Source organism: uncultured Microbacterium sp. (assembly GCF_937927635.1).
In the GTDB taxonomy this organism is placed as follows: domain Bacteria; phylum Actinomycetota; class Actinomycetes; order Actinomycetales; family Microbacteriaceae; genus Microbacterium.
In genome coordinates this window covers 13,790-39,410 of sequence record NZ_CALBRW010000030.1, presented here as the reverse complement: position 1 = coordinate 39,410, position 25,621 = coordinate 13,790, and the positions used below count along the sequence as shown (strand labels likewise).

Genomic DNA, 25,621 nt, shown 5'->3' with positions numbered 1-25,621 from the left:
GGCCCACCCCCTCGGGCAAGCCAGATCAGATGTCACCTATCCGTGCAGCAGTCCCGTCCTCTCTGCGACCGTGTGTCGTGTCGTGTCGCCTTAGTGCGGTCATGGCCGCTGGCTGATTCCGCTGCAAGATGCATCGTGGTCGGCTGCGACTCACGGCTCCGACGTGGTCTGCTCGCCGACAGCCACGATCGCTTCACCGGTCGCTCCATCGGAGCCGTTCAGTCCGAAGCGGGTTCCGAGACGCTCTCGCGCCGGCTTGTAACCCAGGCTAAGTAGCCGATTCCATACTTCTTTCGCGAGATCAGCGTCCTGTTCGCTCGCCTCCGTGGCGGCCTTTACGAGAAGGTTCAGGAAGGGCGGCAGGCTTGTTCGCCCCGCCAGGAGATGCAGTCCTACCTTGAGCAGGGCGGTGTTGTTATCCCGAGGGAAGTCGTCAAGGCCGTAGTAGTCGAACCCTCGTTCGTCGGATGCCACAGCGGGTCCGCGAGTGAACAGGTCTACGGCGCGATCGAGATCAATGTTGGGGAGGGTCAGCCAGTCGAGGAGCGCACGCTGTTCTGCCCCGTGCAACGGTGGTTGGTTGTCGAGTCTGTGTTGCCAGAGTTTGAAGAGCAGGTCTTGGAACGATGGATCGTTGCCGTCAAGATGCCTGGCGACTGATCGAATCCAGCGCGCACGGGTGGTCACGGGTGCAGAAGCGATGAACGGGTCGGCCCAGGTGTGCTCGCCTGCCGGCGTGTAGAACGCGAACTGCGCCGCGTGGACCTTGATGAAAGCTTCTACGGAGCCCGGGAGCGAGCGGGCGATCTCCGGCCATCCGATCCGAAGCGCCTCTCGCGTGCGCGTCATCAGGGAGCGGGTGAAGTAGTTGGCTGTTAGAACTCCGGCCCAGAGGCTTCGCGAACGAGGAGAATCGTCGATCGAGGCCAGGAATGGTTGCAGATTGCGATCAGACCATTCCTCAGCCATATCGACAATATGTCCGGCGTACCGGGCCAGCATCATCGGGCTGGGATCGGCGGGCTCAATGTCCTGTGCCACGAAGAGTTCATCGAAGCCCGCCAGCAGCTCGGCGTCGATTACGGGGTGTTCCTCCTCTTGGGTCGCCCGCAGCGCGGTCTCGACGTATGCATACGCGAGCGCACCGCGGGCCGTGGAGTGTGCTTCAGATGGATCGGTTGGAGGCTCCTCCGATGCATCGACGGTGACGTTTCGCCACATGCCCAGTAGGAGTCGGCATCGTTCTAGAGCGTTCTCGAGGGGCTTGTCGAGTTCATTCGACGGTCGCGTGATTGAGAATACGACTCCGTAGGCGATGTCGTTGATAGTTGATGCGAGTTGCCTGAGCCGCGCTAGGAGGGGCTCCGCCTGCCATGGGGATCCCGGCCGCACGGCGCCTTGCAGCACCACAGTCCACGCAGCCGCCGACGATAGATTCTGAGCGAGGAATTCGTCCAGCATGTCCAACTCGTGACCAGGCTCGTGGTCGAGATAATCGCGCAGCTCCCGCAGGATCGGTCCGTTGTCGTATGCATCGTCTAGCGCTGAATCGTCCGCGAGCACCGCAGCCACGTCGCCGACCGGTTTGCCGCGGAATAGTCCTTCGGCTTCGGAGGTGGACTCCTCGAACGCCCCAACGCTGACCCAGAAGTCGAGGTCGGGGTGCTCCCGTGGACCATAGTCGGGGTGTGCCGCCTCTGCCGCGCTCAACACTGCGTGCACCGGATCCTCATCCGCCTGATCTGCACTGAGCCACACCAGTGCGTTGTAGCGCTCGTAGTCCCGAATGTCGTTTCCGTTGTCGAGTGCATCGGTTTGCTCGATGTGCGCCAACAGCTTCACCTTGGCGTCCAGCGTCGCGTGCCGGTACATCGACTTCAGCAGTCGGAATACCTCGGGTTTGTATCGAATGTCGAAGATGAGGCCGCGTTCAATGAGAAGGCTCAACATCGTGTCCGCGTCCCCGCTGTGTGCTTCGGCGAGAGCATCGATTGCGAGACGACGGATCAACTCGGATGAACTCTTCAGGAGCTGGAGCGCTCTGTCGGTGCCCTCGCGCCGCACGAACTCACGGAGAAGGTCGCGAGCGATATCCACGACAAGCACGTAGGGGTCGTCGCGACCGTGCTCCTCGACCCCGTCCACTTTCTGGCGACGAGTAGACAGCGTGTGACGACGTTCGCGCCCGCTGAAAAGGGCGTCTGTCGACTCAGCTCCTCGTATCAGGTCGAGTACCACCGAGAGCAGATGGTCAGGATCCGTGAGGCTTGGCAGCAATGTTGGCCAGGCGTCGCGGATCGACGATTGCCGCCACGCGAGAACCATGTCGGAGTCGAGCGCGTCCGGTTCACCAAGCCAGCCTCTGCGGGGACGGAACTGCAGCCGCGGGATCAGCATGTGATGTAGCAAGACTTCTGCGGCCAGAGGATCCTTCTCGGTTACCTGGTGGAGCAGCCCGGACAAACGCTCATCGTCGCGAGATGACTGATCGGCAGCGAGCAGTAGGAGCCACTGTCTGTGCTGTTCGATGGGCTGATAGGCCTCATAGAGTTGCAACCAAACGTGGAACCATAGCGTTTTTGCTAATCGCCCGCCATGTCGAGCCGCTGCCACGAGTAGCGCAGCTCCGTGGTCCGCCAGGAACGAGCCAACAGCCCATTGCGCCCACCCGTAGTTCTGATCGGAATCGGGCGCAGAGGCGTCGAAGAGTTCGTCGAGCACGCTGAGTCCGTCCAGTCGCGGGATCCAGGCTGCTGCGTCCGCGTCGTTTCTAAAGTGCCGTGCGTGCTCCGTGTCGCCCATCAACCAGAGAAGTTCATGTTCTGGCACGTCTGGGTTATCTGGCCCTGCTGAAAGTAGCGATTGAACACGGTCGAATCGTTCAGCAGGAGTGGCGGTGAGTCGCTTCCGCCAATTCTCGATGAAGAGCTTTAAAGAGGCATGCCGGGCATCTTGCGGAGAGGGATATGCGATGGGTGTGGCACCAAGTCGATCCCATCTAACCGCCATCGTGTCCGCTTGTTCGGTCTCCATGAACGCGAATCGGGTCTTTCCGTCCGCTGGTAAGGCTCGTGCGAGGTAGCGCATCACGGTGTCGTCGGCGCTGTAGCCGACGAAGAGCGTGACGTATCGCTCGAACATGCGCGTGAGGAACTGCGTAGCCCAGCCCTCTGTGATGTAGGCCTGCCCGAAATCGGTGTCCGTTACGACCATCCGTTGGCCGCTTGAAGGGTCGATCGTTCCGTGCAGGTGAACTATGCCGCTGAAGTCGTTCCCTAGGGGCAAGGCTGGAGCCGTGTGTACGGGGAGGGATACGCCAAGCTCTTGAGCACCGTGCTCGAAGAGCAGATCGAAGTTGGTTGTGACGATCCTCGGAGTTCGGGCATGGCTCTGGGAGATCTGAATGAGGTCCGTGTGGTACGAGTTCGGTTGTGTCGTACCCCTGAGGCGGGCGCTCACGCGCGCATGCACATCGTGTTGGAGCTCGTTGAGTTCCCCCATGACGGCATCGAACTGAACAGGGGCATCGGGGTCTTCGGGAAGCAGGTCCGAGCGGCCAAGCTCGCGGGCCACCGCGTCGACCAAGCCTTGAAACCCAGGCAACGAGGACGGAGGAGCTGCGGAGATTCCCGCACCGCAGAACAGCACAAGCGTGTCTGTCTCAAGCGCACGTTCAAGCTCGGCAGGCACCGCAATCCCGTCGGACTGCCACTCTGTCGTCACACATCTCCCTAAGGTCGCTCGTCTGATCATCTCACCGGGTGTGAGTGAAGTGCCGCTGTATCTTCCGTTCCCTGATGCGAAGGACTCGATCTGTCGATCCGAGAGGCGCTAGCGTCGAGTTCATGGACACGCCACTCGGCGATATCTACCGCGTTCGCCTGCGCTCGCTCGAGTGGGCTACGGGCCTGGTCCGCGACCTCCGACACGCGACCGACTCCGATGCGGTCTCCGTGGCGGTCAACTGGGCGCTCGATGCGGTCTACGACCTATTCGAGACGAATCGGCTGGCCGCGGGCTCGCACGACAAGCTGCCGGCACAAGATGATCTGCTAGCTCGAGAGTCCGGCGAGAAGGTCGGCGGGCTTCTCTTCATCCGCGGAGAGAAGACCCATCGTGCGAAGCGTGTCGACGATTCGAGCCCGTTTCGAGGTCTGCCATACGACTTCGCGGACCTCACTCACTGGGTCTGGGCAGATCTCACGATTACCGCGCCCGCTTTCAAGCGCCGCGCTGAGTGGCACAAGGGTCACGTCTGCGGTCGACCGCTGTGGGTACCGCTAGACCAAGCGTGGTACTGGTTCGTCAACAACAGCCCAATCGAGATCATCGGCCAAGACGCACTCGACGTCCCCCGCTGGGTACACGGCATCGCGCCGATGTTCACACGAGATCGCTCAGCTCGCTAAGCAGCATCCGTCGCAAGCACCAACACTTCCAGACAGTGTTCGAGATTGGTGATACCCGGACGCCCCAGATACCGGGCGCTGGTGTCAGAGACACTTCGAAACTCGCACGAGCTCGCCGATGATTTCAAGGCTGGTTTACCTGAATGACCGGGCTGCGATGCGGTTCAGAAGACGCCGCCTGACCTTCATCACGGGAGTGCACTACGTCGAGAAGGACAATAGACATGTGGAACCGGTCAAGGAAGCGTTCAAGAGAGCCCGCATCAAAGCTATCCAGCACATGACCGCATGCGAAGGAGCACAGCTACGGTGGGCCGAGACTTCGATCACCGAGACCGTAATCGCGCAGGTCGCACGCGCTGTGACCGTGGCGCCATTCACGCAGACCGCCGAATCACACAGCGGCGCTGACTGGATCTGGTGGTGGGTAGATGGAACCAGTGCCTACGGCATGCTCGTACAAGCCAAACGCGTGACCATCAATCAGAGCGGCCGGTGGCATTTCGGGTTCGCGTACAAGGCCCATGGCGCAGCCCATACCCAGCGCGACGTGCTTTTCTCAGCCGCAGCGAAGCTCGGTCTACTCCCGGTCTACGCGCTCTATCTCGGAACACCCGACTACCGGCGCCGCGAGCGATGCTCGAGCCTCCACCAGACCGGTAGATGTCTCTCCTGCGTCAAACGCGCCGTCTCCCTCGCACCCGCTCTCCTCGCAACCGACATCGGTATGGATGACGCCAGCTCGACATATGAATCCTCGGTGGCACTCGAAGACCTCTGGACGCCGGCGGGAAAGCCGCCGCTCATCCCGGTGGTCGAGGAGAAACTCTCACCGGAGCTCTCGCATTTCCTCACCACACGGCAGGACGGTACAGGAGCTGTCACCCGAGCGATGATCGATCGCGTCCTCCAAGCCCGCTTCGGACAGTTCTCCGCGGCTACTGCAAGCGCATCGCCCTCACGAGCAGGCCTGCACGACATGCTCGGGCCGATCTTTCGCGAACTCCCGGAGGACACCATGCACGGCGGTGTCGAGTACTTCCCACATCTTCTCGACCCTCTGCGTCATGCACCGCCCGGCTACGTCCTGGACATCGAATCAGGCACGATCGACACAGCCCAGCTCTCGTCCGAGATGCCGGAATCAGTGGCGGGTGTTGTCGTAGTACGGACTCCGCATCACCAAGGATGATCGAGCGGTCGTCCCCGCTTCGTCGTCTTGGGACCACCTCGGATCAGCGCGCGACTATCAGTCACAGGACCGAACATCAGCGTGACAGCCTTTTACTGCTGGGACGTCGTCACTGGCAGATACGGTCATGAGTATGGCCGATCTCACCGCGGACGAGAGCGAACTGCTGACCGTCGCGTTCTCCCTCCATTCCAACCCTGGCGCGTATGCGCTGCTGCTCGGTGCTGGTGTCTCTGCGCCCAGCGGTATCCCGACCGCGTGGGGTGTGCTCGAGGACCTCGTTACCCGCACAGCCGATCTCGTTGGCGCAACTCCTACTGACCCCATCGCCTGGTACGAGGAGCGGTTCGATGCATACCCGACGTATGAAGGTGTCCTCGAACGCATCGCTCCGACACAGATCGAGCGGCAACGCTTGCTGCGCGGGTACTTTGAGCGGAGCCTCGATGACATCGACGCAGACCGGAAGGCCCCCACCCCCGCGCACCTCGCGATCGCGAGACTCGTCCGATCCGGGACGGTCAAGGTCATCGTCACGTTGAACTTCGATCACCTCATCGAACAGGCGTTACGGAATGAGGGCGTCGAACCGACCATCGTGGCCAGCCCTGCCGACATTGACGGGATGGCGCCGCTACACACGCTCGACTGCTGCGTGGTCCACCTCCACGGCGACTACCTGAACCCCACGACGATGCTCAACACCGTCACTGAACTCGCGGCCTACGAGCCCAGCACTTCTCGACTCCTCCAGCGCATTCTGGAGGACTACGGCCTAATCATCGCCGGTTGGTCCTCCAAGTACGATCCTGCGCTGCGCGACGCGATCGCGGCCCATTACCCGAACAGGTTCACTCTGACCTGGTTTGAGCCCGCTGCGCCGTCGGAGGAAGCGACCGTTCTGCGAACGCTCAAGAAGGGTATTCATGTCGCCCAAGATGCGGATACCGGTTTCGGGCGCCTCGCCGACGGCGTCGCAGCCTTGGCCAGCCGACGTGCCCGTCATCCCTTAGCCATCCCGGTGGCCGTAGAGACCGCAAAGCGTGAGCTCGCCGGACAGACCGTCGCGATCGGCCTGCACGACCGGCTCCGTCGAGAACTTGACACTCTGCACCGACTGCCGGAATTTCACCTCGCCGATCACCACAAAGACGGTGACTACGAAGAGATGCTCGCCCGGGTCGAAGAAGCAACCCGACTACCCGCCGCGCTGGTGATGGCACTCACGTACTGGGGCGACCATGACACCGACAGATGGTGGATCGATGAGCTTCCTCGTTTCACTACCTCTGTAGACGGGTCCGGCCTCGTCAAGCTCCTGTCGCTGCGGGTGGTATCCGGCGCCATCCTTTTCTACGCCGCCGGTGTCGCCGCAGTAGCCGCGCAACGATTTGACCTGCTGGGACGGTTGTTCGCACTCAAGCATCCACACCGTTACAACGGTGAACTTGAGTCGCTGGCCGCGAGCATCGACGCCGAAGCCGGCTACGAGGGGGCGAGACACATACACACCCGATTGTTCGAGGTAGTCGCGCCGCTTCTGGCAGATGCTCTCTCCCTCGGTGCCGAACCGCTCGAGGAAGCTTGGCAGCGGTTCGAAGTGCTGCGGCTAGCCTGGGCGACCTGTCATGCACCGCGCTTCACCGCTCTGCAGACCGAGTATGCGGAGAAGGACAAGAGCTATCAGGCGGCGAACAAGGAGCTCGAGGATGCCGGGCGCCGACCCGGCGCGGACACGTCGGTAGCGCAAACCGCTCGCACAGCGGCCTGGCAGGATCGGGATCGCGTCCTCGGTAGCATCTGCCGCCTCGCGTCCGTCGGCAGACCGCACATTCTTACCGTCGATCTCCGTGGCGATGACCGTTATCAGAGTGCGACTGCGCTGCGCCTCCTGCATGACCTCGAAGCCGAAGGTGCAGCACACCCGCTGTTCACTAGCGGGCTTCTCGACGACGTCGACAGCGCACTGCTCGCTGTGAAGGCCGTCAGCGTCAGGCTAGGCATGATCGGCTATGAACTCTCCTGGAGCCGGGTCCGCAGTGCAGCCGGCAACGTCCCCATGCAGATGTGGATCGACAGCGGCCAGACACCACACGAGCGCACCCGTGCGACGGCGCTCCCCGCCGAGGAACACGACTGACGGCGCGAATCTCCCTGACCGCATCACATCTCGACAGCGCGAGGCGCCCCGGAAACTTTAGCGGCTTCGACCCAACCTTCGATGTCGAGGTCAGATCCGATCGGTCCATCCCGCACGTGGGGACGAGCGTGTTCTGTCTTTCAACCGCACCCGGCGGGCGAGAACGGATCTATCACCACCCCGACGCGTTCGTCTCCAAGAGTCCTCCCCGGCTCGGTCGAACCCTGGCCGCAGTCGACATCTACAACGACCTCGACCAAGGATGGTTGGCTGACGACTCGTTCGATGAATAGCATCGCGACGGACCAAGGTGGTCGCCCCATTCGATTCAGTTGAACTGGAACGTGCGATAAGAAGATCGCAGGTTGAATCGTCGACCCTCCTTCCGGCGCTGCAGGAAGCCCGCGATGGTGTCGACGTCGTCTCCGCGCATTCCGAGTGCCCGGCACTTCGCTCGTACCTGGTCGACGGTAATCGAGGCCCAGCGTTCGGGACGGTTCATCATGTCGGCCTTGAGTTTGTCCTCCTCGTTCCACTTCAGGCCCGACGAGTATCCGGCAGCCATGCCGGCGATGTACTCGAGGATCTCGTCCACGCCATTCGGCAACGGCTCGAGCGTGATCTCCGCACGCGGCGATGGGTCGATCGTCTCGCCCGGGAACAGCTGGATCGGATTCACGTCCTCGATCCACTCGGCAGTCTCCTCGACGCCCCATTCGATGACCACGATGGCGTCGGCGTCAGCGTTCCACAGGTCGTTCAGATGCTGGCGATCGGGCCAAGCGTAGAGCACTCGCTGCCCGTCGAAGTGCCCGCCATGAAATCCGCGCCAGGCGTGGTGACGCACGTTCGGTTGGGCGATCAGCCGCTTGAGGCTTGCGCTTTCCACGGCACGCCGCGGCGTCACGATCACCACTGATCCGCCCGGCTGCGCGAGAAGCCACTTCACCGCACGAGCGTTCTGCGCTTCGCGTGAGTCATTCTCACCGAGCCGTGATACCGCAATCAGAATCTCACCCATGCAAACCGGCCTCCACTAAATTGCTACGTTCTCACGTTAGCCATGGGCTCGGACATTGGTCCCGGTGGGGCGACGCCGAGGCGACGTGATCGCCGGCATCGATTAGTTTGCCGAGCCCGTAGCACCCGCCAGGCATCCGACATCACGATCACTACCCGGTGCGCTCTGCCAGCTTCGAGTGAATGAACACAAAGCACCGTCACGTCCCGCCCATCGGAGTACACCTCACGCAAGACATCGCGAATCGCCACGGCCGATTCCGCGCCCGCGCCAGGTGGAGCGATCCCGTTTCACGCGAGCGGCGAAGCTACTCGGCAACGTTCGATCGCGAGGGAGAAGCCAGGACGTTCCTGGAACAGCTCCAGTCACGAACGCGCATCGCGGGCGACCCGCTGATCTCGCTCGCCGACTACATCGCCGAGATCGGGGATCGGTATCTTCGAGGACTCGATCCGTCGTCGACGGCGAACGGATATCGCGCCAGCATCAGGGTCCGCGTACTTCCTGCCCTGGGACACCTGGCCGTGCGATCGATCAGCACTGCCGTCATCGACAGAACGATCGACCGGTGGGAAGGCGACTGCTCGCCGTCGACACTGAAGAACACGGTGTCAGCCCTCACACGGGTGCTCGACGAAGCCCTGCGAGACGAGATCATTGCCGCGAACCCCGCGCGAACACGCGCAAGACGACGGACACCGTCGTCGACAGCCGATCTCGCGCGCAAGATCCCGACTCTCGGCGAGGTGCAAAGCCTCGCGGACGCGTGCCGTCGTGTTCACGTGGCTTATGGAGACTTTGTCCTCCTCTCCGCTCTTCTCGCGGCGCGGGTGTCCGAGGTCGCCGGTCTGGTCGTCAGCGACATTGATTGGGACAACCGCCTCGTCACCATCGCACGACAGCACTTCCCCGGGTCGAACGGGCTATGCCTCAAGCCCACCAAGAGCAGGCACGCACGCAGGGTACCGATCCTCAAGCCGTTGGAGCCCGTGCTCAGACGCATTACTGAGGACCGCGAACATGATCAGCCCTGCTCCGAGGCCCCCGCGGCGGGGTCCTCACCACCGGAAAGCTCTCGCGAGCCACCGACTGGAACAACCTGGTACAAGGACTCGGCCACCCCGGTCTGCGACGACATGACCTCAGACATGCCGGGGCCACATGGTTCGCAAATGCCGGCGTCCCTCTTCACATCGTCCGTGACATCCTCGGACACGCCTCGATCGAGACGACCAAGGGCTACTTGCACACCGACACCACCGAGCTCACGCTCGCCGCGGAACGGACGAACCAGCATCTCGGATGAAGCGGAGCGAGCTCTTACACCACTTGACTTTGATTCGTAGGGGTCAGGGATTTGGGAACATGTTGGGACCACGCGAGTTCCGTGAGGTCCGACGTCCCTTAACATAGGAAGCACAAATCGGGACCACAGAATCGATCTTCGTCCGACGTACACTAGTGGAAATCGGGCACTCGGAAATGCCGTTCCATCAGGCTTTTTCTGTCGGGATGACAGGATTTGAACCTGCGACCCCCTGACCCCCAGTCAGGTGCGCTACCAAGCTGCGCCACATCCCGTTGTTGAGTTTTCTAGGCTGTTCTCGACCGTCGAAGACAATGTGTCCCCCAGTCAAGTGCGCTACCAAGCTGCGCCACATCCCGTTGTGATCCGCACCGAAGTGCGGGCAACTCCACAATCCTAGCCGACTCGCACGGCGCTCGCGAACCGCCTTGGACCGGGCGTGGCGCGCATGATCCATTGCCGATGTCCGAGGTGCCGCGTAGCGTGCCAGCATGACCACGATCACCACGGAACGCGCGACGATCGGGCGATGGGACGATGTGCAGCACTCGCTCTCCGGAGGCGGAGACGGGCGCAGCTGCCAGTGCATCTGGCCCGTCGTCAGCAACAAGGACTGGCAGGCGACCACCTTCGAGCAGCGGCGCGAGATGCTGCACGACGAGGTCGAAGCAGGTCCTCCGCCCGGACTGGTCGCCTACATCGATGGAGAGGCCGCGGGATGGATCCGCGTCGGCCCGCGCACGGTCCAGACCCGCATCCTGCGCACCAGGGCCATCGCCGCGGCGACTGCCGAGGCACTGGACGATGACAGCGTCTGGGCCGTGACCTGCTTCGTCGTGCGGCGCGAATACCGCGGCAGGGGGCTCACCGCACAGCTCCTGCGCGCAGGAATCGACCATGCACGCGATTCCGGTGCACGGCTCATCGAGGCGTATCCGGTCGACACGAGCGAGGGCGAGCATCACTCCAACGATCTGTTCCACGGCACGCTCTCGGTCTTCCTCGATCAGGGTTTCCAGCAGACAGCGACCCTCACCGGCGGGCGCGTGCTCGTGGTGCGCGAGCTGCACGACGGCGCCGCGATAGCGTGAAGCCATGAGCGCACAGCATCCGCCCATCGACGATCCCGAGCTCGGCACGCTGACCCAGGCCGAGAGCGTCTTCGATGACGGCACCGTCGCCGTTCATGACTGGTACGCGGGGCGCATCGACGACGGCGACGCGCAGATCGAGTTGATGGTCGACGGGCCCGAAGCCGACGATGTCCGCGCACGACTGCCGAGGCTGAAGACGGCGGTGGCCGACCTCGCAGGCGTCCGCCGTGCCGCGTCGGATGCCGTGATCGCGCACTTCAGCGAGGTCGAGCCGGAACAGTACGAACTCGACGAGGGCGCCGCAGACCTCCGCCTCGAAGCCATCGAGGCCTCGGCCGACGGGGAGATCGTGCTGCACTTCGTCGACACCTGCGGCACGCACTTCCCCGACGGGTACTGGCCCGCGGCGCACCTCGGACCGGACAACGCCGTCACCGCCGTGTCCGTCGAGTCGTGAGCACTCCCGTCGCGCGCGCAGCGGACCACGAGCAGCGGATGCCTGGCAGCATCCGGCCTCTCGACATCGCCGTCTGGGCTCCCTATGTCGTCCTGGCAATCATCCACGTGTCGGCGATCGCACTGGACAGCCCGCTCGCACCGCCGACCAAACTGTGGCTCATGCCGCTGCTGGCCCTGCCGGTGCTGATCGCGGCGCCGCGGCTGCTCCCGCGAGCCGTCCTCGGACTATTGCTGGGCGCACTACTGCTCTCCTGGCTCGGTGATGGTGCAGGCGCGTTCTTCCCCGGTCTGCCGGAACTGCCGCTGATGCTGGGCTTCTTCGGCCTCGCGCACATCGCATACATCGTGCTGTTCGCGCGCTTCGCGCGCATCCGACGGCTGCCGTGGTGGACGCTCGTGTATGTCGCGTGGTGGGTCGGGATGCTGAGCATCGTGGGCCCGCACACCGGCGGACTGCTCCTCGCCGTGGCCGTCTACGGGATCGTGCTGGCCGGCACGGCGGCGATGTCGGCCCGATGCCATCCGATCGTCGCGATCGGCGGCGGGTTCTTCCTCGCCAGTGATTCGATCCTGGCATTCCGGCTCTTCCTGCCCGACGGCCTCCCGGGATGGTTGGGGCCTGCGGTCATGATCACGTACACGATCGGCCAGGGGTTGATCGTGTGGGGCGTGCTGCGCACGCCCCACAGGAGGGAGTCGCGATGACGGATGCCGTGAAGCCGGCACGCGTGGATGCCTGGCTGTGGGCGATCAGGATCTACAAGACCCGCTCCGCTGCGACGACCGCATGCCGTGCGGGGCATGTTCGCGTCAACAGGGAGCGCACGAAGGCTGCGCAGACCGTCAAGCCTGGTGACGAGGTGCGAGTGCGCATCGCCGGTTTCGACCGGATCCTCATCGTGCGGCAGACCCTGGTCAAGCGCGTCGGAGCTCCTGTCGCCGCCACGGCATACGACGATCGGACTCCCCCACGCGACCCCGTCGCCATGCTGGCCGTTCGCGACCGCGGCGCCGGCCGCCCGACCAAGCGCGAGCGGCGCGAGATCGACAGGCTGCGCGGGCGAGACCAGGACGACTGAGCGCGAGTCAGCGTGGTGCTGACGTCGAATCCGCTGCTTCAGCAACTGGGTCCCTGAGCTTGTCGAAGGGTCGGGATCTGGCCGGCTCAGGGCGAGGCGACGGGTCATGAAGCGAGCGGTGCGAGACGACGTCGGCGAGTCCCACTGCGTGGCCGGGGACAGGAAGATGGCCCGTTCACGTACAGAAATCAGTCTTCCGATTCTCTTCCCATATTCGAACATGTGTACTACACTGGAGGCATGGTTCCCGACGTCGAGGCTCTCCTCCAGCAGCGCATCGCGCTGCTGGAGGCGTGGGTGTCGAAGCAGCGTGAGATCGCCCGGTTGCAGGCCGAGGCTACTGGTCTGCTGGCGGAACGGTGGGTGCTGTTCGAAGAGGAAACCCGGGTGGAGCCCGGACACTCGCAGTCGATCGAGAAGTCGATGATCGCGGAGTACGCGGCCGCCGGACACGTCTCGCAGGGGTCGATGGTGTTCGCGTTCACGGATGCGCGGATGATGGCACAGTTCCCCGCCGTGCACGCCGCGTTCCGTGATGGGCGAGTCACAGGCTCGCATGTGCGGGAGATTCTGCGGGAGTCCCAGCCTGTGCGCGAGGCTGTCGATGCCGGTGAGGTCGCCCCGAACACGCTGGGACTGTTCGAGCAGGCGTGCCTGGAAGTCGCCGAACGCGACACCGCCCCGCGCACGAAGACCCACGCCCGGCGGGTCGCCGCAGCCCTGGCAGGGCTGACCGTGACCCGGCAGCACGAGAACGCGTTCGAAGAGCGGTCCGTGACGGTCAGGTCCGTCGGGGACGGGCTCGCGCTGCTGCAGGCCGTTCTCCCCGAGCACCTGGCAGTCGCGATCCATGACCGGCTGACCCGGATGGCCCAGCACCTGGCCGGGCATCCCGAAGACCGCGACACCCCACCCTCGGAACCCTCGGGGGCGGAATGGGAGGCGTGGGAAGCCGAGTGGGACGCCGCCGACCGCGCCGAGCAGGCCCTGTATGAGCGCATCATGCGCGATGCCGCCGCACGCCACGCAGCGCAGACCGCGGCCACGCAGACCGCTGCCCCGGTCGGCGCGGACGCTGCAGAGGCCGCGGACGGGAAGACGCTGGGCGGGCAGACTTCGATGCGCGACGAGCCCGCAGACGCAGACGGCACCAGCACCACCGACACCGCTTCCGCCAGTGACGCCAGCGCGAACGCGAGCGCCGATCTCGACGACGCGAACTCCGGCACCAACAGCGACGCAAACATGAGCGCCGCTGCGGCCACCGCTACCACTGAGGCTGAGGCGAGCGTCGAGGCTCAATATCGGGAGTTGATCGCCCGTCATCTGGATGCGGACGGGTTCTGGATCGACGACGACACCGAACCGGAACCGCCCGGTCCTCCGCGGGAAGTGGATCTGACGTATTGGACGGACCCGCAGATCGACCCGCTCAGTCCGTGCATCATCCACCTGCCCGACGAGGCCCGCACCTTCGATCAGCTGCGCGCGGATCTGCTGTCCGACCTGCTCCTGACCTGCAGCCCGTCTGACGCGCACGGGACCGGACTGGTCGGCATCCGTCCGACCATCCAGGTGACCGTGTCCGCGACCACGCTTCTCGGCGCTGACGACCGGCCCGCCGAACTCGACGGGCACGGCCCGATCCGTGCCGGCGTCGCCCGCGCCCTCGCCGGAAGCACGAAGGGCTGGACCCGGCTGTTCCTGGACCCGAAAGGGTTCCTCACCCGCACCGACACCTACACGCCCACCGAGGGCATGGTCCGGTACCTGAAAGCCCGCGACCAGCACTGCCGGTTCCCCGGCTGCCGCCGCCCCGTGCACCGGTGCGAACACGACCACAACCGAGACTGGGCCCAAGGCGGCGAAACCAGCATCGACAACCTCGAGTACTTCTGCAAGACCCACCACGACCTCAAACACCCCACCGTGCCCGACACCTCCCGCTGGACCGCCCGGCAGACCCCCGACCGGGCCGTGCAATGGACCAGCCCCACCGGCCACACCTACCCCGACCACGAGCAGCCCCGCGTCATGTTCATCCCCACCGACATCCTCCGCACGTCGATCACCTGGCCCGACACACCCCTCACCGCCCAACAAGCCGGAACACCCTTCTGACCCAGCTGGCGAAACCGGTCACCCGAACTCACGATGACAGGGCCCGTCCCTTCGACAAGCTCAGGGACCCAGTGAGCAGCCGCCGTGAACCGGCGCCGTGAGCAGGCACCATGAACCGGCACCGCGAGTATGGACGTGACCAGCGCCGCGATCAGGTGCCGTAGCAGGCACCGTGACCGACCCCCGCGTATACGCGGAGCTCAGCCCGGCAAGCGGCAAGCGGCAAAGCATCTCCGCCAAAGCATCTCCGCCGAAGGGCGGGTGCGACTTCTCCGATGATGGCCCTGGAGCGGGCCCTCAGCCCAACTGCCCCAGCAGCCACCCTGCGGACTCGACGCGCGCGCCGATCTCCTCCAGGCGTGCCCGCAGCCCGCGATCACTGCTGACGGCGACGACGGACAGCCCACCGTCCAGAAGCCTGCGCGCCTCATCGACGATCGCATCATCGCCCGCTCCGGCGGCGCGCACGACCTCCACGCGCCCGTCCTCCCGGGCATCCGACGCCGACCCACCACGACCGGCCGCATCCGTGATCGCCCGCGCCGCACCCTCCACGACCAGCGACACTCCCGGATACCAGCGATCCGCGCCCAGGCCCAGCGCAGCAGCAGCGACGCCGCCAGCGGCCCATGACGACACACGGTCCCGCAGCCGCGAAGCCGCACCGGCGCGATCCTTCCACCAGCCGTCCGGCACCGAACCCACGACGTTGGCAGCATCCACGACCACAGCCGGACGCACCGGCAGCAGCGCACGCAGCGACGGCCAGGCCGCGCCGAACCCCGGATGCAGCGGACACTGATCCACCTCTTCCACGGGCACCCACTCCAGCGCCAGGCTCTCGGGATCGCTGATGACCGGCTCGAACGGCTCGAGCACGTCGGCGATCACCGTCGTGTACGACCAGATCGAAAGATCCAGCACGCTCGCGAACCGCGCGCGTACGGCGCCGTCAGGAATTCCGGCCTCCTCCTGCGCCTCGCGCAGCGCGCCGCGCAACGGCGACTCCCCCTCGTGCAGCGCCCCACCTGGAATGCCCCATGTGCCGCCGTAGTGGCTCCAGCCGACCCGATGCTGCAGCAGCACGCCGCGCTCCGCGTCAAATGCCAGCAGTCCTGCGGCGCCGAACCGGCCCCAGTACTTCTCGCCCGTCTCCGCCACCACCCAGGCATCTCCCGGATCGCGCGGCCCCTGCGGACGACGCGGTTCACCGGGCACGGCAGGGATGATCGACACCCTTCCAGCTTTTCACAGCGTCGCCGACGAGCGGCGATCAAGTCGAAGAGTGTCAGCCCCTGTCCGGGAGGGGCGCTACCGACGCCGGCGCTCGCGCACGCGCATGTTGATGACGATGGGCGTGCCCTCGAACGAGTACAGCTCGCGCAGCCTGCGCGTGATGTACCGGCGGTACCCGGGGTCGAGGAACCCTGTCGTGAACAGCACGAATGTCGGCGGCCGCGTGGACGCCTGCGTGCCGAACAGCACGCGGGGCTGCTTGCCGCCGCGCAGCGGGTGCGGGTGCTCGGCCACGAGTTCGGTGAGGAACGCGTTGAACTTGCCGGTCGCGATGCGGCGATCCCAGTTCTCCAGCGCGCGCTCCAGCGCCGGCACGAGCTTGTCGAAGTGCCATCCGGTCTTCGCCGAGATGTTCACCCGCGGCGCCCACGCCACATGCGCCAGGTCCTGCTCGATCTCGCGCTCCAGATACCGGCGTCGATCGGTGTTCTCCATGTCGTCGTCGGACAGGCGGTCCCACTTGTTGAATGCGAGCACCAGGGCGCGCCCGGACTCCAGCACCATGTCGATGATGTTCAAGTCCTGCACGCTGATCGGCTGGCTGACATCCAGCACGACGATCGCGACCTCGGCCTTCTCCAGCGCGGCGGACGTGCGCAGCGAGGCGTAGAAGTCGGCACCCTGCGACAGGTGCACGCGACGACGGATGCCGGCGGTGTCGACCAGCCGCCACATCTTGCCGCCGATCTCGACGACCTCGTCCACGGGATCGCGGGTGGTGCCGGCGAGGTCGTTGACGACCACGCGCTCCTCCCCCGCGGCCTTGTTCAGCAGCGAGGACTTGCCCACGTTCGGACGGCCCAGGATCGCGACGCGACGCGGCCCGCCGATCTCGGCCTTCGCCACCGCTGACACCTCGGGCAGCTTCTTGATGACCAGGTCCAGCAGGTCAGCGACCCCGCGACCGTGGATGGCCGAGACGGGGTACGGCTCGCCGAGGCCGAGGTTCCACAGCGCCGCGGCCTCGGGCTCCTGGCGCGCGTCGTCGATCTTGTTGGCGACGAGGAAGACCGGCTTGCGACTCTTGCGCAGCAGCCTCACGACGTGCTCGTCGGTCGACGTCGCCCCGACCTTCGCATCCACGACGAACAGCACCATGTCGGCCAGATCGATGGCGACCTCGGCCTGCGCGGCCACGGAGCGGTCGATGCCCTTGGCATCCGGCTCCCACCCGCCGGTGTCCACCAGCGTGAAGCGGCGCTCCTGCCACTCGGCCTTGTAACTCACGCGGTCGCGGGTGACACCGGGGGTGTCCTCCACCACGGCCTCGCGACGGCCGAGGATGCGGTTCACCAGCGCGGACTTGCCCACGTTCGGCCGACCGACGATCGCGACCACCGGCAGCGCCGGCAGGTATTCGATGCCTTCCTCGCCGTGGCCGACGCCGGCCAGCAGACTGGCGTCCTCCTCGTCCAGATCGTAGTCGGCCAGAGACGCGCGCATGAGATCAGCGCGCTGGTCGGCGAGCTCCTCATCCAGCTCCGCCATCTTCTCGGCGAGCTGGTCGGAACCGCCCTCGTACTCTTCATCAGCCATGGTTGGGCTCCTTGTCGGCATCGCGTCCGCGCTCGATCACGGCGAGCACGGCGTCGACGGTCTGGGGGAAATCAAGGTGGGTGGAGTCGACGACGTCCACTCCCGGTGCGGCGTTGAGGAAGTCGACCACGCTGCTGTCGGAGGCGTCGCGCCTGCGCATGGCCTCGGCGACGGATGCCTGATCGGCACCGGCGAGTTCGCCCGCGCGGCGCGCGGCCCGCACCTCGGGGGCCGCGGTCAGCAGGATGCGCACCGGCGCATCCGGGGCGACGACGGTCGTGATGTCACGGCCCTCGACGACCACGGCGGGATAGTCGGCATCCGCCACCATCCGCCGGAAGATCTCATTGACCTGCACGCGCACCTCGGGCACGCGCGCCACGCCGCTCACCGCGGCGGAGACGCGCGGGTCGCGGATCGCGTCGGTCACGTCGACCTCACCGACCAGCACGCGCCGGTCGTCGGGGTCGAGTCGCTGACTCAGGCGGAGATCGGATGCCGCGGAGCGGACTGCGTCGGCATCCGCCGTGTCTCCGCCGCGCTCCAGCACGAACCACGCCAGCGCGCGATACGCCGCGCCGGTGTCGAGGTAGCCGTATGCGAGCCTGCGCGCGACCTCCTTGGAGACACTGGACTTGCCGGACCCGGCCGGGCCGTCGATCGCGATGAACTTCTCGGCGTCAGTCATTGGTGTTCCCCGCAATCCGCCAGCCGCGTGCTTCCAGGCCCTCGATGGCGCCGCGCAGCGCGGCCGGCGCCACGCTGATATCGGCCAGGCCGAACTCCGCGCCGGGAGAGTGCTCCAGGCGCAGGTCCTCGACGTTCACACCCAGCTCGCCGAGCTCGCCGAACAGGCGCCCCAGCTGCCCCGGGGTGTCGTCGACCATGACGATGAGCTGCTCGAAGCGGCGGTTCTGGCCGTGCTTGCCCGGCAGCCTCTCCACGCCCTCGTTTCCGGCGCGGATGGCGTCGGCGACTGCACGCCGGGCGCCGGGCGCATCCGGCGACCGCAGTGCATCGGAGACGTCGCGCAGATCGGCCGCCAGCGCGTCGAGCACCTCGACGACGGGCTCGGCGTTGGCGCTGAGGATCTGCACCCACAGCTCGGGAGCGGATGCCGCGATGCGGGTCGTGTCGCGCACTCCCTGTCCGGCCAGGCGCAACGAGCCCTCCTCGGCCGCGCCGAGACGGGCGGCCAGCAGGCTCGCCACCACCTGCGGCACGTGCGAGGTCAGCGCCACGGAGCGGTCGTGCTCCTCGGGCGTCATCTCCAGCGGCATCGCGCCGACCTCGAGCGCCAGCCCCTCCACCAGCGAGAGGTCGGCGGCGCGGGTCTCCTCGTCGCGGCACACCACCCAGGGACGCCCGACGAACAGGTCGGCGCGGGCGGAGATCGCCCCGCCGCGCTCGCGACCGGCCAGCGGATGCGAGCCGATGTAGCGGGTCAGGTCCACGCCGCGACGACGCAGCTCCAGGTACGGTTCGAGCTTCACGCTGGCGACGTCGGTGACGACGGCATCCGGGTGCGCCTGCAGCTCCGCCTGGATGACGTCGGCCGTGACGTCCGGCGGCACAGCCACCACGATCAGGCCCGGCTGGTCGTCATCGCGCGCTGAGCGGCCGGCGCCGTAGTCGATGGCCAGGCGCAATTGCGACGGCGATGCATCGGCCAGCACGACGTCGACGCCGTGACCGCGCAGGGCGTGCCCGATGCTGGAGCCCAGCAGACCCGCCCCGACGATGCGCACGGTGCCTGACACGCGCGATGCGCGGGCGTTCGTGGAATCGCTCACTCGGTCTCCTGCTCGTCGTCTCCCGCGGCCGCAGGTGTGTCCTGGCGCGAGAGGGTCAGCAGCGCGCCGCGTTCGATCATAGTCAGTTCGCGGGTGCGCCCGACCGGGAGGGTTCCCAGGTGCAGTGGACCGAACCGCCGCCGCACGAGCTCCGTGACGGGATGCCCGACGGCGGCCATCATGCGCCGCACGATCCGGTTGCGACCGGAGTGCAGCGTGAGCTCCACCAGGCTCGACCCGCGCGACTGGTCCAGCAGCCGCGCCTTGTCGGCCTTGATGGGACCGTCCTCCAGGTCGAAGCCCCGGGTGAGCTTCGCGATGGTCTGCGCGGTGACCGCGCCCTCCACCTTGGCGATGTACACCTTGGTCACGCCGAACGACGGATGCGCGAGCACGTGCGCGAGGTCCCCGTCGTTGGTGAGGATCAGCAGTCCGCTGGTCTCGGCATCCAGACGCCCCACGTTGTACAGCCGCTCCGGCCACTCCCGCGTGAACCGGCGCAGGTCGGGTCTGTCCTTCTCATCATGCATGGTGCTGTAGATCCCGGTGGGCTTGTTGAGCATGACGTAGCGCTTGGACACGTCCAGCTGCACGGCCGTGCCGTCCACGTCGATCAGGTCGGTCTCGGGATCGATGCGGGTGCCGAGCTCGGTGACGGTGCGCCCGTTGACGCGGATGCGGCCATCGACGATGTACTGCTCCACCACGCGCCTGGACGCGACACCGGCATTCGCCAGCGCCTTCTGCAGGCGCACGCCCTCGGCATCCGTCATCGGACCACTCCCTCTTCGAATCCGTCGGCCCGGACTCCCGCCCCGGCACCTTCACGCCGCGAACTCCTCATCTCAGTACTCCCTCTTCGAATCCGTCTGCGCCGTCATCCAGCAGTGGCGAGATGGGTGGCAGCTCATCGATCGAGTTGATCCCCAGGTGCGCCAGCAGCTGGTCGCTGGTGCCGTAGTTGATGGCGCCGGTCTCCGAGTCGGCGAACAGCTCGGTGATCAGTCCGCGCGCGAGCAGCGTGCGGACCACGGAGTCCACGTTCACGGCTCGGATGGACGCGACCTGTCCGCGCGTGACCGGCTGCTTGTAGGCGATCACGGCCAGCGTCTCGAGCGCCGCCTGGGACAGCCGCGCGGGTGCCTGTCCGCCGATGAAGTCGGCGACGAGGTCATCGTGATCCTCGCGCACGTACAGTCGCCAGCCTCCGCCGACCTCGCGCAGCTCGAAGCCGCGACGCGCTCCGTGGCCGCGCCCGTCGTACTCCTCGACCAGTGTCTCCAGCGTCTGCCGCACGGCAGGCACCGGCGCATGCACGGCGGCGGCCAGCGCCACCAGCGCGATGGGCTCGTCGATGATCAGCAGGATCGCCTCGACCCGCTCCGACAGGGGCGTCTCGATCACGGACCCTTCGACGGGCTCAGGGACCCAGCCGGATCCATTGTCAATGGTCATAGTCGGCTCCCAACGTGGCCAGTTGCTCATCGGACCAGTTCTCCGCGGACCACCGCAGGGTCAGCTCGCCCAGCGGCTCCAGCTGCTCGAACGACAGCGCCGCATGCCTGTACAGCTCCAGCACCGAGATGAAGCGCGCCACGACGATGCCCGGCTCGGCCACGCCGCTCACCAGCTCCCGGAACGTCAGCGACTCCGTCGAGCGCAGCAGGGTCACGACCACCGCCGCCTGCTCCCGGATGCTCACCAGCGGGGCGTGCAGGTGGTCGAGGCCCACGGTGGGGAGCTCTTTCGGCGTGAACGCCAGCACGGCGAGCGCAGCGAAGTCGTCCGCCGAGAGGGTCCACACCAGCTCGGGAGTACGACGTCGGTGCTTCTCGTCCAGCGGCGCGGCGCGCACGTGGCGCCGGTCCTCCCGCTGCAGGCAGCGCGCGAACCACGCGGACACCTCCTTGAACGCGCGGTACTGCAGCAGCCGGGCGAACAGCAGGTCCCGTGCCTCCAGGAGCGCCACGGATTCGGCATCCACCAGCTCACCCTGCGGAAGCAGGCTCGCCACCTTCATGTCCAGCAGCGTGGCCGCGACGACGAGGAACTCGGATGCCTGGTCCAGCTCGGCATCGCCGTCGAGGTCGCGCAGGTACGAGATGAACTCATCGGTGACCCTGCTCAGCGACACCTCGGTGATGTCCATCTCGTGCTTGGAGATGAGGGTCAGCAGCAGGTCGAACGGGCCGTCGAAGTTCGACAGCGAGACGCGGAAGCCCGCATCCGCCTCTTCGACGGGCTCGGGGCCCCGATCGTCTCGGGTCGCCGGGACGTCGAACTCAGGCGACGGCGCCACGGGACACAAGCTCCCGCGCCAGTCGCAGGTATGCCTGGGCGGCTGCGTGCTCCGGCGCGAACTCGGTGATCGGCACCCCGGACACCGAGGCGTCGGGGAACTTCACGGTGCGGCCGATCACGGTCTCCAGCACGTCGTCGCCGAACGCCTCCACCACGCGCTCCAGCACCTCACGGGAGTGCAGCGTGCGCGGGTCGTACATGGTGGCCAGCAGCCCGTCGAGCTGGATCGACGGATTCAGGCGGTCGCGCACCTTGTCGATGGTCTCGATCAGCAGCGCCACACCGCGCAGCGCGAAGAACTCGCACTCCAGCGGCACCAGCACGCCGTGCGCCGCGGTCAGCGCGTTGACCGTCAGCAGGCCCAGCGAGGGCTGGCAGTCGATGAGGATGACGTCGTAGTCCCCTGCGACGTGCCGCAGCACGCGGGAGAGGATGGTCTCGCGGGCGACCTCGTTGACCAGGTGGACCTCAGCGGCGGACAGGTCGATGTTGGCCGGCAGCACGTCGAGGTTCGGCGTGGACGAGTGGACGATGGCATCCCGCGGGTCGCGCTTGGTGTCCAGCAGCAGGTCGTAGACCGTGGGCACGTCGTGCACCAGGATGCCCAGGCCGGCAGACAGCGCGCCCTGCGGGTCGAAGTCGACGGCCAGCACCTTGCGGCCGTACTCGGCCAGCGCCGCGGCCAGGTTGATGGACGTGGTCGTCTTGCCGACGCCGCCCTTCTGGTTGCACAGCGCGATGATGCGCGCGGGGCCGTGCGAATCCAGCGGCGCGGGGACGTCGAACCCGTGGTACGGGCGCCCCGTCGCGCCGATGGGAGTGTCGTCACCCTTCGTCGACTTCGACTTGGACTTCGTCGCCTTCTCCGCCACCGGTTCTCCTGCTCGTTCGCCGCCTGCTCGAGTCTAGCGGGAGGGCGGGCCGGGTCAGCCCCGGCGCGCGGCGCGCTCCCGTGCTGCGGCCACCAGCCCCTGGAACACGCCGAGGTCGTCGGCCGTCTCCGGATGCCACTGCACGCCGACGGAGAAGCGGTCGCCGTCGGCCTCGATGGCCTGCGTGACGCCGTCGGCGTCCTGAGCGGTGACGCGGAATCCCGGATGCTCATCGACGGCCTGATGGTGGTGACTGGGGACGGTGAGGTGCTCGGCCACGAGACCCGCGAGTCGGCCACTCTCGTCGACCGTGACATCGGTGCTGCTGTACCCGGCCTCCGTCCCGCCGTGGCCGCTGTGCCCGACGACGTCCGGCAGGTGCTGCACGAGCGATCCACCCGCGGCGACGGCCATCATCTGCATCCCGCGGCAGATGCCGAGCGTCGGGAGCCGCTGGTGGTCGGCTTCGGCGAGCAGCCACATCTCCCACGCGTCGCGGTCGTCCTGCCAGAAGGTCACGTGCGGGTCGGGCTCCTGCCCGTAGCGGGCCGGGTTGATGTCGGCGCCTCCGGCGATCAGCAGGCCGTCCACGCGGCTCAGTGCGATGCGCGCGGCCTCCTCCGAGGCCAGCGGAGGCAGCAGCACCGGCACCCCGCCTGCCTTCTCGACGGAGTTCGCGTAGTCCGCCGGCAGCAGGTCGGCGGGGATGTGGCGCCAGTCGCCCCAGTTCGCCGTCTGCCGGTACGTGCTGATGCCGATGACGGGGCGCGGCGCCCCGCCGGGGGTCTCAGGGTCACTCAAAGTCGCTCTCCAGTGGTGTCACGTAGGCGTTGGACAGGCCACCGTCCACGAGGAAGTCCATCGCGGTGATGAAGCTGGACTCATCACTGCCCAGGAAGGCTACCGCGTTAGCGATCTCCTCGGGCTCCGCGAAGCGGCCCATGGGCACGTGGATCAGACGTCGCGCGGCGCGCTCGGGGTCCTTCGCGAACAGCTCCTGCAGCAGCGGCGTGTTCACCGGGCCAGGGCACAGGGCATTCACGCGGATGCCCTTGCGCGCGAACTGCACGCCCAGCTCGCGGGTCATGGCCAGCACGCCGCCCTTGGACGCCGTGTACGAGATCTGCGAGGTGGCGGCCCCCATGATGGCCACGAACGACGCCGTGTTGATGATGGAGCCCTTGCCCTGCGCGAGCATGTACGGCAGCACGGCCTTGCAGCAGTGGTACACGCTGGTGAGGTTGACGTCCTGCACGAGGTTCCAGGCGTCGATGCCGGTCTTCAGGATGGAGTCGTCGGATGCCGGTGAGATGCCGGCGTTGTTGAACGCGATGTCGATGTGGCCGTAGGTGTCGTTCGCGACCTTGAAGAGGTTCTCCACCTCGTCCTTGTTCGTGACGTTCACCTTCACGAACACGCCGTCGAGCTCCTGGGCGATACGGGGGCCGTTCGCCTCGTCGAGGTCGCCGATGACGACCTTCGCACCTTCGGCGACGAACTTCTTCGCTGTGGCGAGGCCGATTCCACTGCATCCGCCGGTGATGACGCCGACCTTGCCGTCGAGCTTTCCCATCTTCTCTCCCTGTTGCCTTTCGTGCTCTGTGATCAATTGTCCGTCGAGATGAAGACGTTCTTCACCTCGGAGAAGGAGTCCGGCGCGTCCGGGCCCAGCTCGCGGCCGAGCCCGGACTGCTTGAACCCGCCGAACGGGGTCCAGTACCGCACCGAGGAGTGCGAGTTGACGGACAGGTTTCCGCTGTCCACCCCGCGCGCCACGCGCAGCGCGCGGCCCACGTCGCGGGTGAAGATCGATCCGGACAGGCCGTACTCGGTGTCATTGGCCTTGGCCACGGCATCCGCCTCGTCCGTGAACGGCATGACGGCCAGCACCGGGCCGAACAGCTCCTGCGACCACACCGGGTCGGCCGTGCCGCGCGGCATGACGACGGTGGGCGCCAGCCAGTACCCGCTGGAGGCGTCCGGCGCCTGGCCGCGGAAGGCCACATCGGCGCCCTCGAGGGCTCCCGCCACGGCATCCCGCTGCTTGGCGGAGATCATCGGGCCCATCTCGGCGTCCTCCGCCGCGGGATCCTTCACGCGGAACGACTCCACGGCAGGCTGCAGCAGCTCCATGAACCGGTCGTACACGCTCTGCTGCACGAGGATGCGAGAGCGCGCGCAGCAGTCCTGCCCGGCGTTGTCCAGGCCCGCGCCGGGCGCGGAGGCCGCGGCGCGCTCGAGATCGGCATCCTCGAACACGATGTTGGCGTTCTTGCCGCCCAGCTCCAGCGTGAGCCGCTTGACCTGATCCGCGCACCCGCGCATGATGCCCTTGCCCACCTCGGTGGAGCCGGTGAAGCACACCTTGCGCACCAGCGGATGCGTGACGAACCTGTTGCCGACCACGCTCCCCCGACCCGGGATGACGGTGAACACGCCCTCGGGAATGCCGGCCTCCAGCGCCAGCTCCGCCAGCCGCATCGCGGTCAGCGGCGTCAGCTCGGCGGGCTTGAGGACCACCGTGTTGCCGGCCGCCAGTGCGGGGCCGAAGCCCCAGCCTGCGATGGGCATCGGGAAGTTCCAGGGCACGATGATGCCGACCACGCCCAGCGGCTCGTGGAAGGTGATGTCCACTCCGCCGGGCACCGGGATCTGCCTCCCGAAGTGCCGCTCGGGCGTCGCGCTGTAGTAGTTCAGCACGTCGCGCACGTTGCCCGCCTCCCAGCGGGCGTTGCCGATGGTGTGGCCGGAGCCGGCTACCTCGAGGTCGGCCAGCTCGCCGATGTGCGCGTCGACGACCGCCGCGAACGAGCGCAGCAGCCGGGCGCGCTCGGCGGGCGCGATGGCGCGCCAGGCCGGGAAGGCGCGATGCGCGCGCTCGATGGCAGCATCCGTCTCCGCGAGATCCGCCTGCGGCACATCCGCGACCGGAGCGCCCGTGGCCGGGTTGAGGACGGTGAAGGCGCCGGCGGCGCCGAACGGGGTGGTGGGGATCCTCATGC

Annotated in this window: 22 protein-coding genes and 1 tRNA gene; 9 read left to right on the top strand and 14 right to left on the bottom strand. The window is 66.5% G+C overall.

Annotated elements, in window-relative coordinates; genetic code table 11:
- Positions 1 to 150: 150 nt before the first annotated feature.
- On the bottom strand, positions 151 to 3,723 hold the full coding sequence (locus Q0568_RS13955; RefSeq protein ID WP_298867509.1) for an SIR2 family protein: 3,573 nt from the start codon (positions 3,721 to 3,723) through the stop codon (positions 151 to 153).
- 122 nt (positions 3,724 to 3,845) lie between these two features.
- Between Q0568_RS13955 and Q0568_RS13950 the strand changes: the two genes are divergently transcribed.
- The 3 genes from Q0568_RS13950 to Q0568_RS13940 all read left to right on the top strand — a co-directional run bounded on the left by Q0568_RS13950 (position 3,846) and on the right by Q0568_RS13940 (position 7,741).
- Positions 3,846 to 4,409, top strand: a complete 564-nt coding sequence (locus tag Q0568_RS13950; RefSeq protein ID WP_298867507.1) for a hypothetical protein — start codon at positions 3,846 to 3,848, stop codon at positions 4,407 to 4,409.
- Positions 4,410 to 4,527: 118 nt separating this feature from the next.
- Positions 4,528 to 5,601 carry a hypothetical protein gene (locus Q0568_RS13945; protein ID WP_298867505.1) on the top strand — a complete coding sequence of 358 codons (1,074 nt, stop codon included), beginning with the start codon at positions 4,528 to 4,530 and terminating at the stop codon, positions 5,599 to 5,601.
- A gap of 133 nt (positions 5,602 to 5,734) precedes the next feature.
- Positions 5,735 to 7,741, top strand: coding sequence for an SIR2 family protein (locus Q0568_RS13940; protein WP_298867503.1), 2,007 nt, complete (start codon positions 5,735 to 5,737; stop codon positions 7,739 to 7,741).
- A gap of 328 nt (positions 7,742 to 8,069) precedes the next feature.
- Here the strand turns inward: Q0568_RS13940 and Q0568_RS13935 are convergent, their stop codons facing one another.
- Positions 8,070 to 8,762, bottom strand: coding sequence for a hypothetical protein (locus tag Q0568_RS13935; RefSeq protein ID WP_298867501.1), 693 nt, complete (start codon positions 8,760 to 8,762; stop codon positions 8,070 to 8,072).
- A gap of 1,030 nt (positions 8,763 to 9,792) precedes the next feature.
- On the opposite strand from Q0568_RS13935, the gene Q0568_RS13930 reads away from it, so the two are divergent.
- Positions 9,793 to 10,068 (top strand): tyrosine-type recombinase/integrase, encoded by a 276-nt coding sequence (locus tag Q0568_RS13930; RefSeq protein WP_366941414.1) that lies wholly within the window; start codon positions 9,793 to 9,795, stop codon positions 10,066 to 10,068.
- Positions 10,069 to 10,269: 201 nt separating this feature from the next.
- On the opposite strand, the gene Q0568_RS13925 is transcribed toward Q0568_RS13930, so the two are convergent.
- Positions 10,270 to 10,343, bottom strand: a tRNA-Pro gene (locus tag Q0568_RS13925).
- A 216-nt stretch (positions 10,344 to 10,559) separates the two neighbouring features.
- Here Q0568_RS13925 and Q0568_RS13920 point away from each other — a divergent pair.
- The 5 genes from Q0568_RS13920 to Q0568_RS13900 all read left to right on the top strand — a co-directional run bounded on the left by Q0568_RS13920 (position 10,560) and on the right by Q0568_RS13900 (position 14,821).
- Positions 10,560 to 11,159: a GNAT family N-acetyltransferase gene (locus Q0568_RS13920; RefSeq protein ID WP_298867499.1), complete on the top strand. Its 600-nt coding sequence runs from the start codon at positions 10,560 to 10,562 to the stop codon at positions 11,157 to 11,159.
- Between the two features lie 4 nt (positions 11,160 to 11,163).
- Positions 11,164 to 11,619: a hypothetical protein gene (locus Q0568_RS13915; protein ID WP_298867497.1), complete on the top strand. Its 456-nt coding sequence runs from the start codon at positions 11,164 to 11,166 to the stop codon at positions 11,617 to 11,619.
- A complete protein-coding gene (locus tag Q0568_RS13910; RefSeq protein WP_298867495.1) occupies positions 11,616 to 12,326 on the top strand; it encodes a lysoplasmalogenase in 711 nt (236 codons plus the stop codon). Before Q0568_RS13915 ends, Q0568_RS13910 begins: the two co-directional genes overlap by 4 nt.
- Positions 12,323 to 12,700 carry an RNA-binding S4 domain-containing protein gene (locus Q0568_RS13905; RefSeq protein ID WP_298867493.1) on the top strand — a complete coding sequence of 126 codons (378 nt, stop codon included), beginning with the start codon at positions 12,323 to 12,325 and terminating at the stop codon, positions 12,698 to 12,700. The genes Q0568_RS13910 and Q0568_RS13905 overlap by 4 nt, the downstream gene beginning before the upstream one ends.
- A 240-nt stretch (positions 12,701 to 12,940) precedes the next feature.
- Complete coding sequence (locus Q0568_RS13900) at positions 12,941 to 14,821, top strand: HNH endonuclease signature motif containing protein (RefSeq protein WP_298867491.1); 1,881 nt, start codon at positions 12,941 to 12,943, stop codon at positions 14,819 to 14,821.
- Positions 14,822 to 15,118: 297 nt separating this feature from the next.
- On the opposite strand, the gene Q0568_RS13895 is transcribed toward Q0568_RS13900, so the two are convergent.
- From Q0568_RS13895 to Q0568_RS13845, 11 genes are all read right to left on the bottom strand, one after another.
- Positions 15,119 to 16,057, bottom strand: coding sequence for an NUDIX domain-containing protein (locus Q0568_RS13895; protein ID WP_298867489.1), 939 nt, complete (start codon positions 16,055 to 16,057; stop codon positions 15,119 to 15,121).
- A gap of 75 nt (positions 16,058 to 16,132) precedes the next feature.
- Positions 16,133 to 17,653, bottom strand: a complete 1,521-nt coding sequence (gene der, locus Q0568_RS13890; protein ID WP_298867487.1) for a ribosome biogenesis GTPase Der — start codon at positions 17,651 to 17,653, stop codon at positions 16,133 to 16,135.
- Positions 17,646 to 18,341, bottom strand: a complete 696-nt coding sequence (gene cmk / locus Q0568_RS13885; RefSeq protein ID WP_298867485.1) for a (d)CMP kinase — start codon at positions 18,339 to 18,341, stop codon at positions 17,646 to 17,648. The genes der and cmk overlap by 8 nt, the downstream gene beginning before the upstream one ends.
- Positions 18,334 to 19,446 (bottom strand): prephenate dehydrogenase, encoded by a 1,113-nt coding sequence (locus tag Q0568_RS13880; protein WP_298867482.1) that lies wholly within the window; start codon positions 19,444 to 19,446, stop codon positions 18,334 to 18,336. Before Q0568_RS13880 ends, cmk begins: the two co-directional genes overlap by 8 nt.
- On the bottom strand, positions 19,443 to 20,219 hold the full coding sequence (locus Q0568_RS13875; RefSeq protein WP_298867480.1) for a pseudouridine synthase: 777 nt from the start codon (positions 20,217 to 20,219) through the stop codon (positions 19,443 to 19,445). Before Q0568_RS13875 ends, Q0568_RS13880 begins: the two co-directional genes overlap by 4 nt.
- 67 nt (positions 20,220 to 20,286) lie before the next feature.
- Complete coding sequence (scpB, locus tag Q0568_RS13870) at positions 20,287 to 20,901, bottom strand: SMC-Scp complex subunit ScpB (RefSeq protein ID WP_298867478.1); 615 nt, start codon at positions 20,899 to 20,901, stop codon at positions 20,287 to 20,289.
- Complete coding sequence (locus tag Q0568_RS13865) at positions 20,891 to 21,652, bottom strand: ScpA family protein (protein WP_298867526.1); 762 nt, start codon at positions 21,650 to 21,652, stop codon at positions 20,891 to 20,893. The genes scpB and Q0568_RS13865 overlap by 11 nt, the downstream gene beginning before the upstream one ends.
- A gap of 76 nt (positions 21,653 to 21,728) precedes the next feature.
- On the bottom strand, positions 21,729 to 22,619 hold the full coding sequence (locus tag Q0568_RS13860) for a ParA family protein (RefSeq protein ID WP_298867476.1): 891 nt from the start codon (positions 22,617 to 22,619) through the stop codon (positions 21,729 to 21,731).
- Positions 22,620 to 22,673: 54 nt separating this feature from the next.
- The gene (locus Q0568_RS13855) at positions 22,674 to 23,420 is read right to left on the bottom strand and encodes a gamma-glutamyl-gamma-aminobutyrate hydrolase family protein (protein WP_298867474.1); all 747 of its coding nucleotides are present in this window, start codon (positions 23,418 to 23,420) and stop codon (positions 22,674 to 22,676) included.
- Positions 23,413 to 24,192 (bottom strand): 3-oxoacyl-ACP reductase, encoded by a 780-nt coding sequence (locus tag Q0568_RS13850; RefSeq protein WP_298867472.1) that lies wholly within the window; start codon positions 24,190 to 24,192, stop codon positions 23,413 to 23,415. The genes Q0568_RS13855 and Q0568_RS13850 overlap by 8 nt, the downstream gene beginning before the upstream one ends.
- A gap of 32 nt (positions 24,193 to 24,224) precedes the next feature.
- Positions 24,225 to 25,619: an aldehyde dehydrogenase family protein gene (locus Q0568_RS13845; RefSeq protein ID WP_298867470.1), complete on the bottom strand. Its 1,395-nt coding sequence runs from the start codon at positions 25,617 to 25,619 to the stop codon at positions 24,225 to 24,227.
- Positions 25,620 to 25,621: the final 2 nt, after the last annotated feature.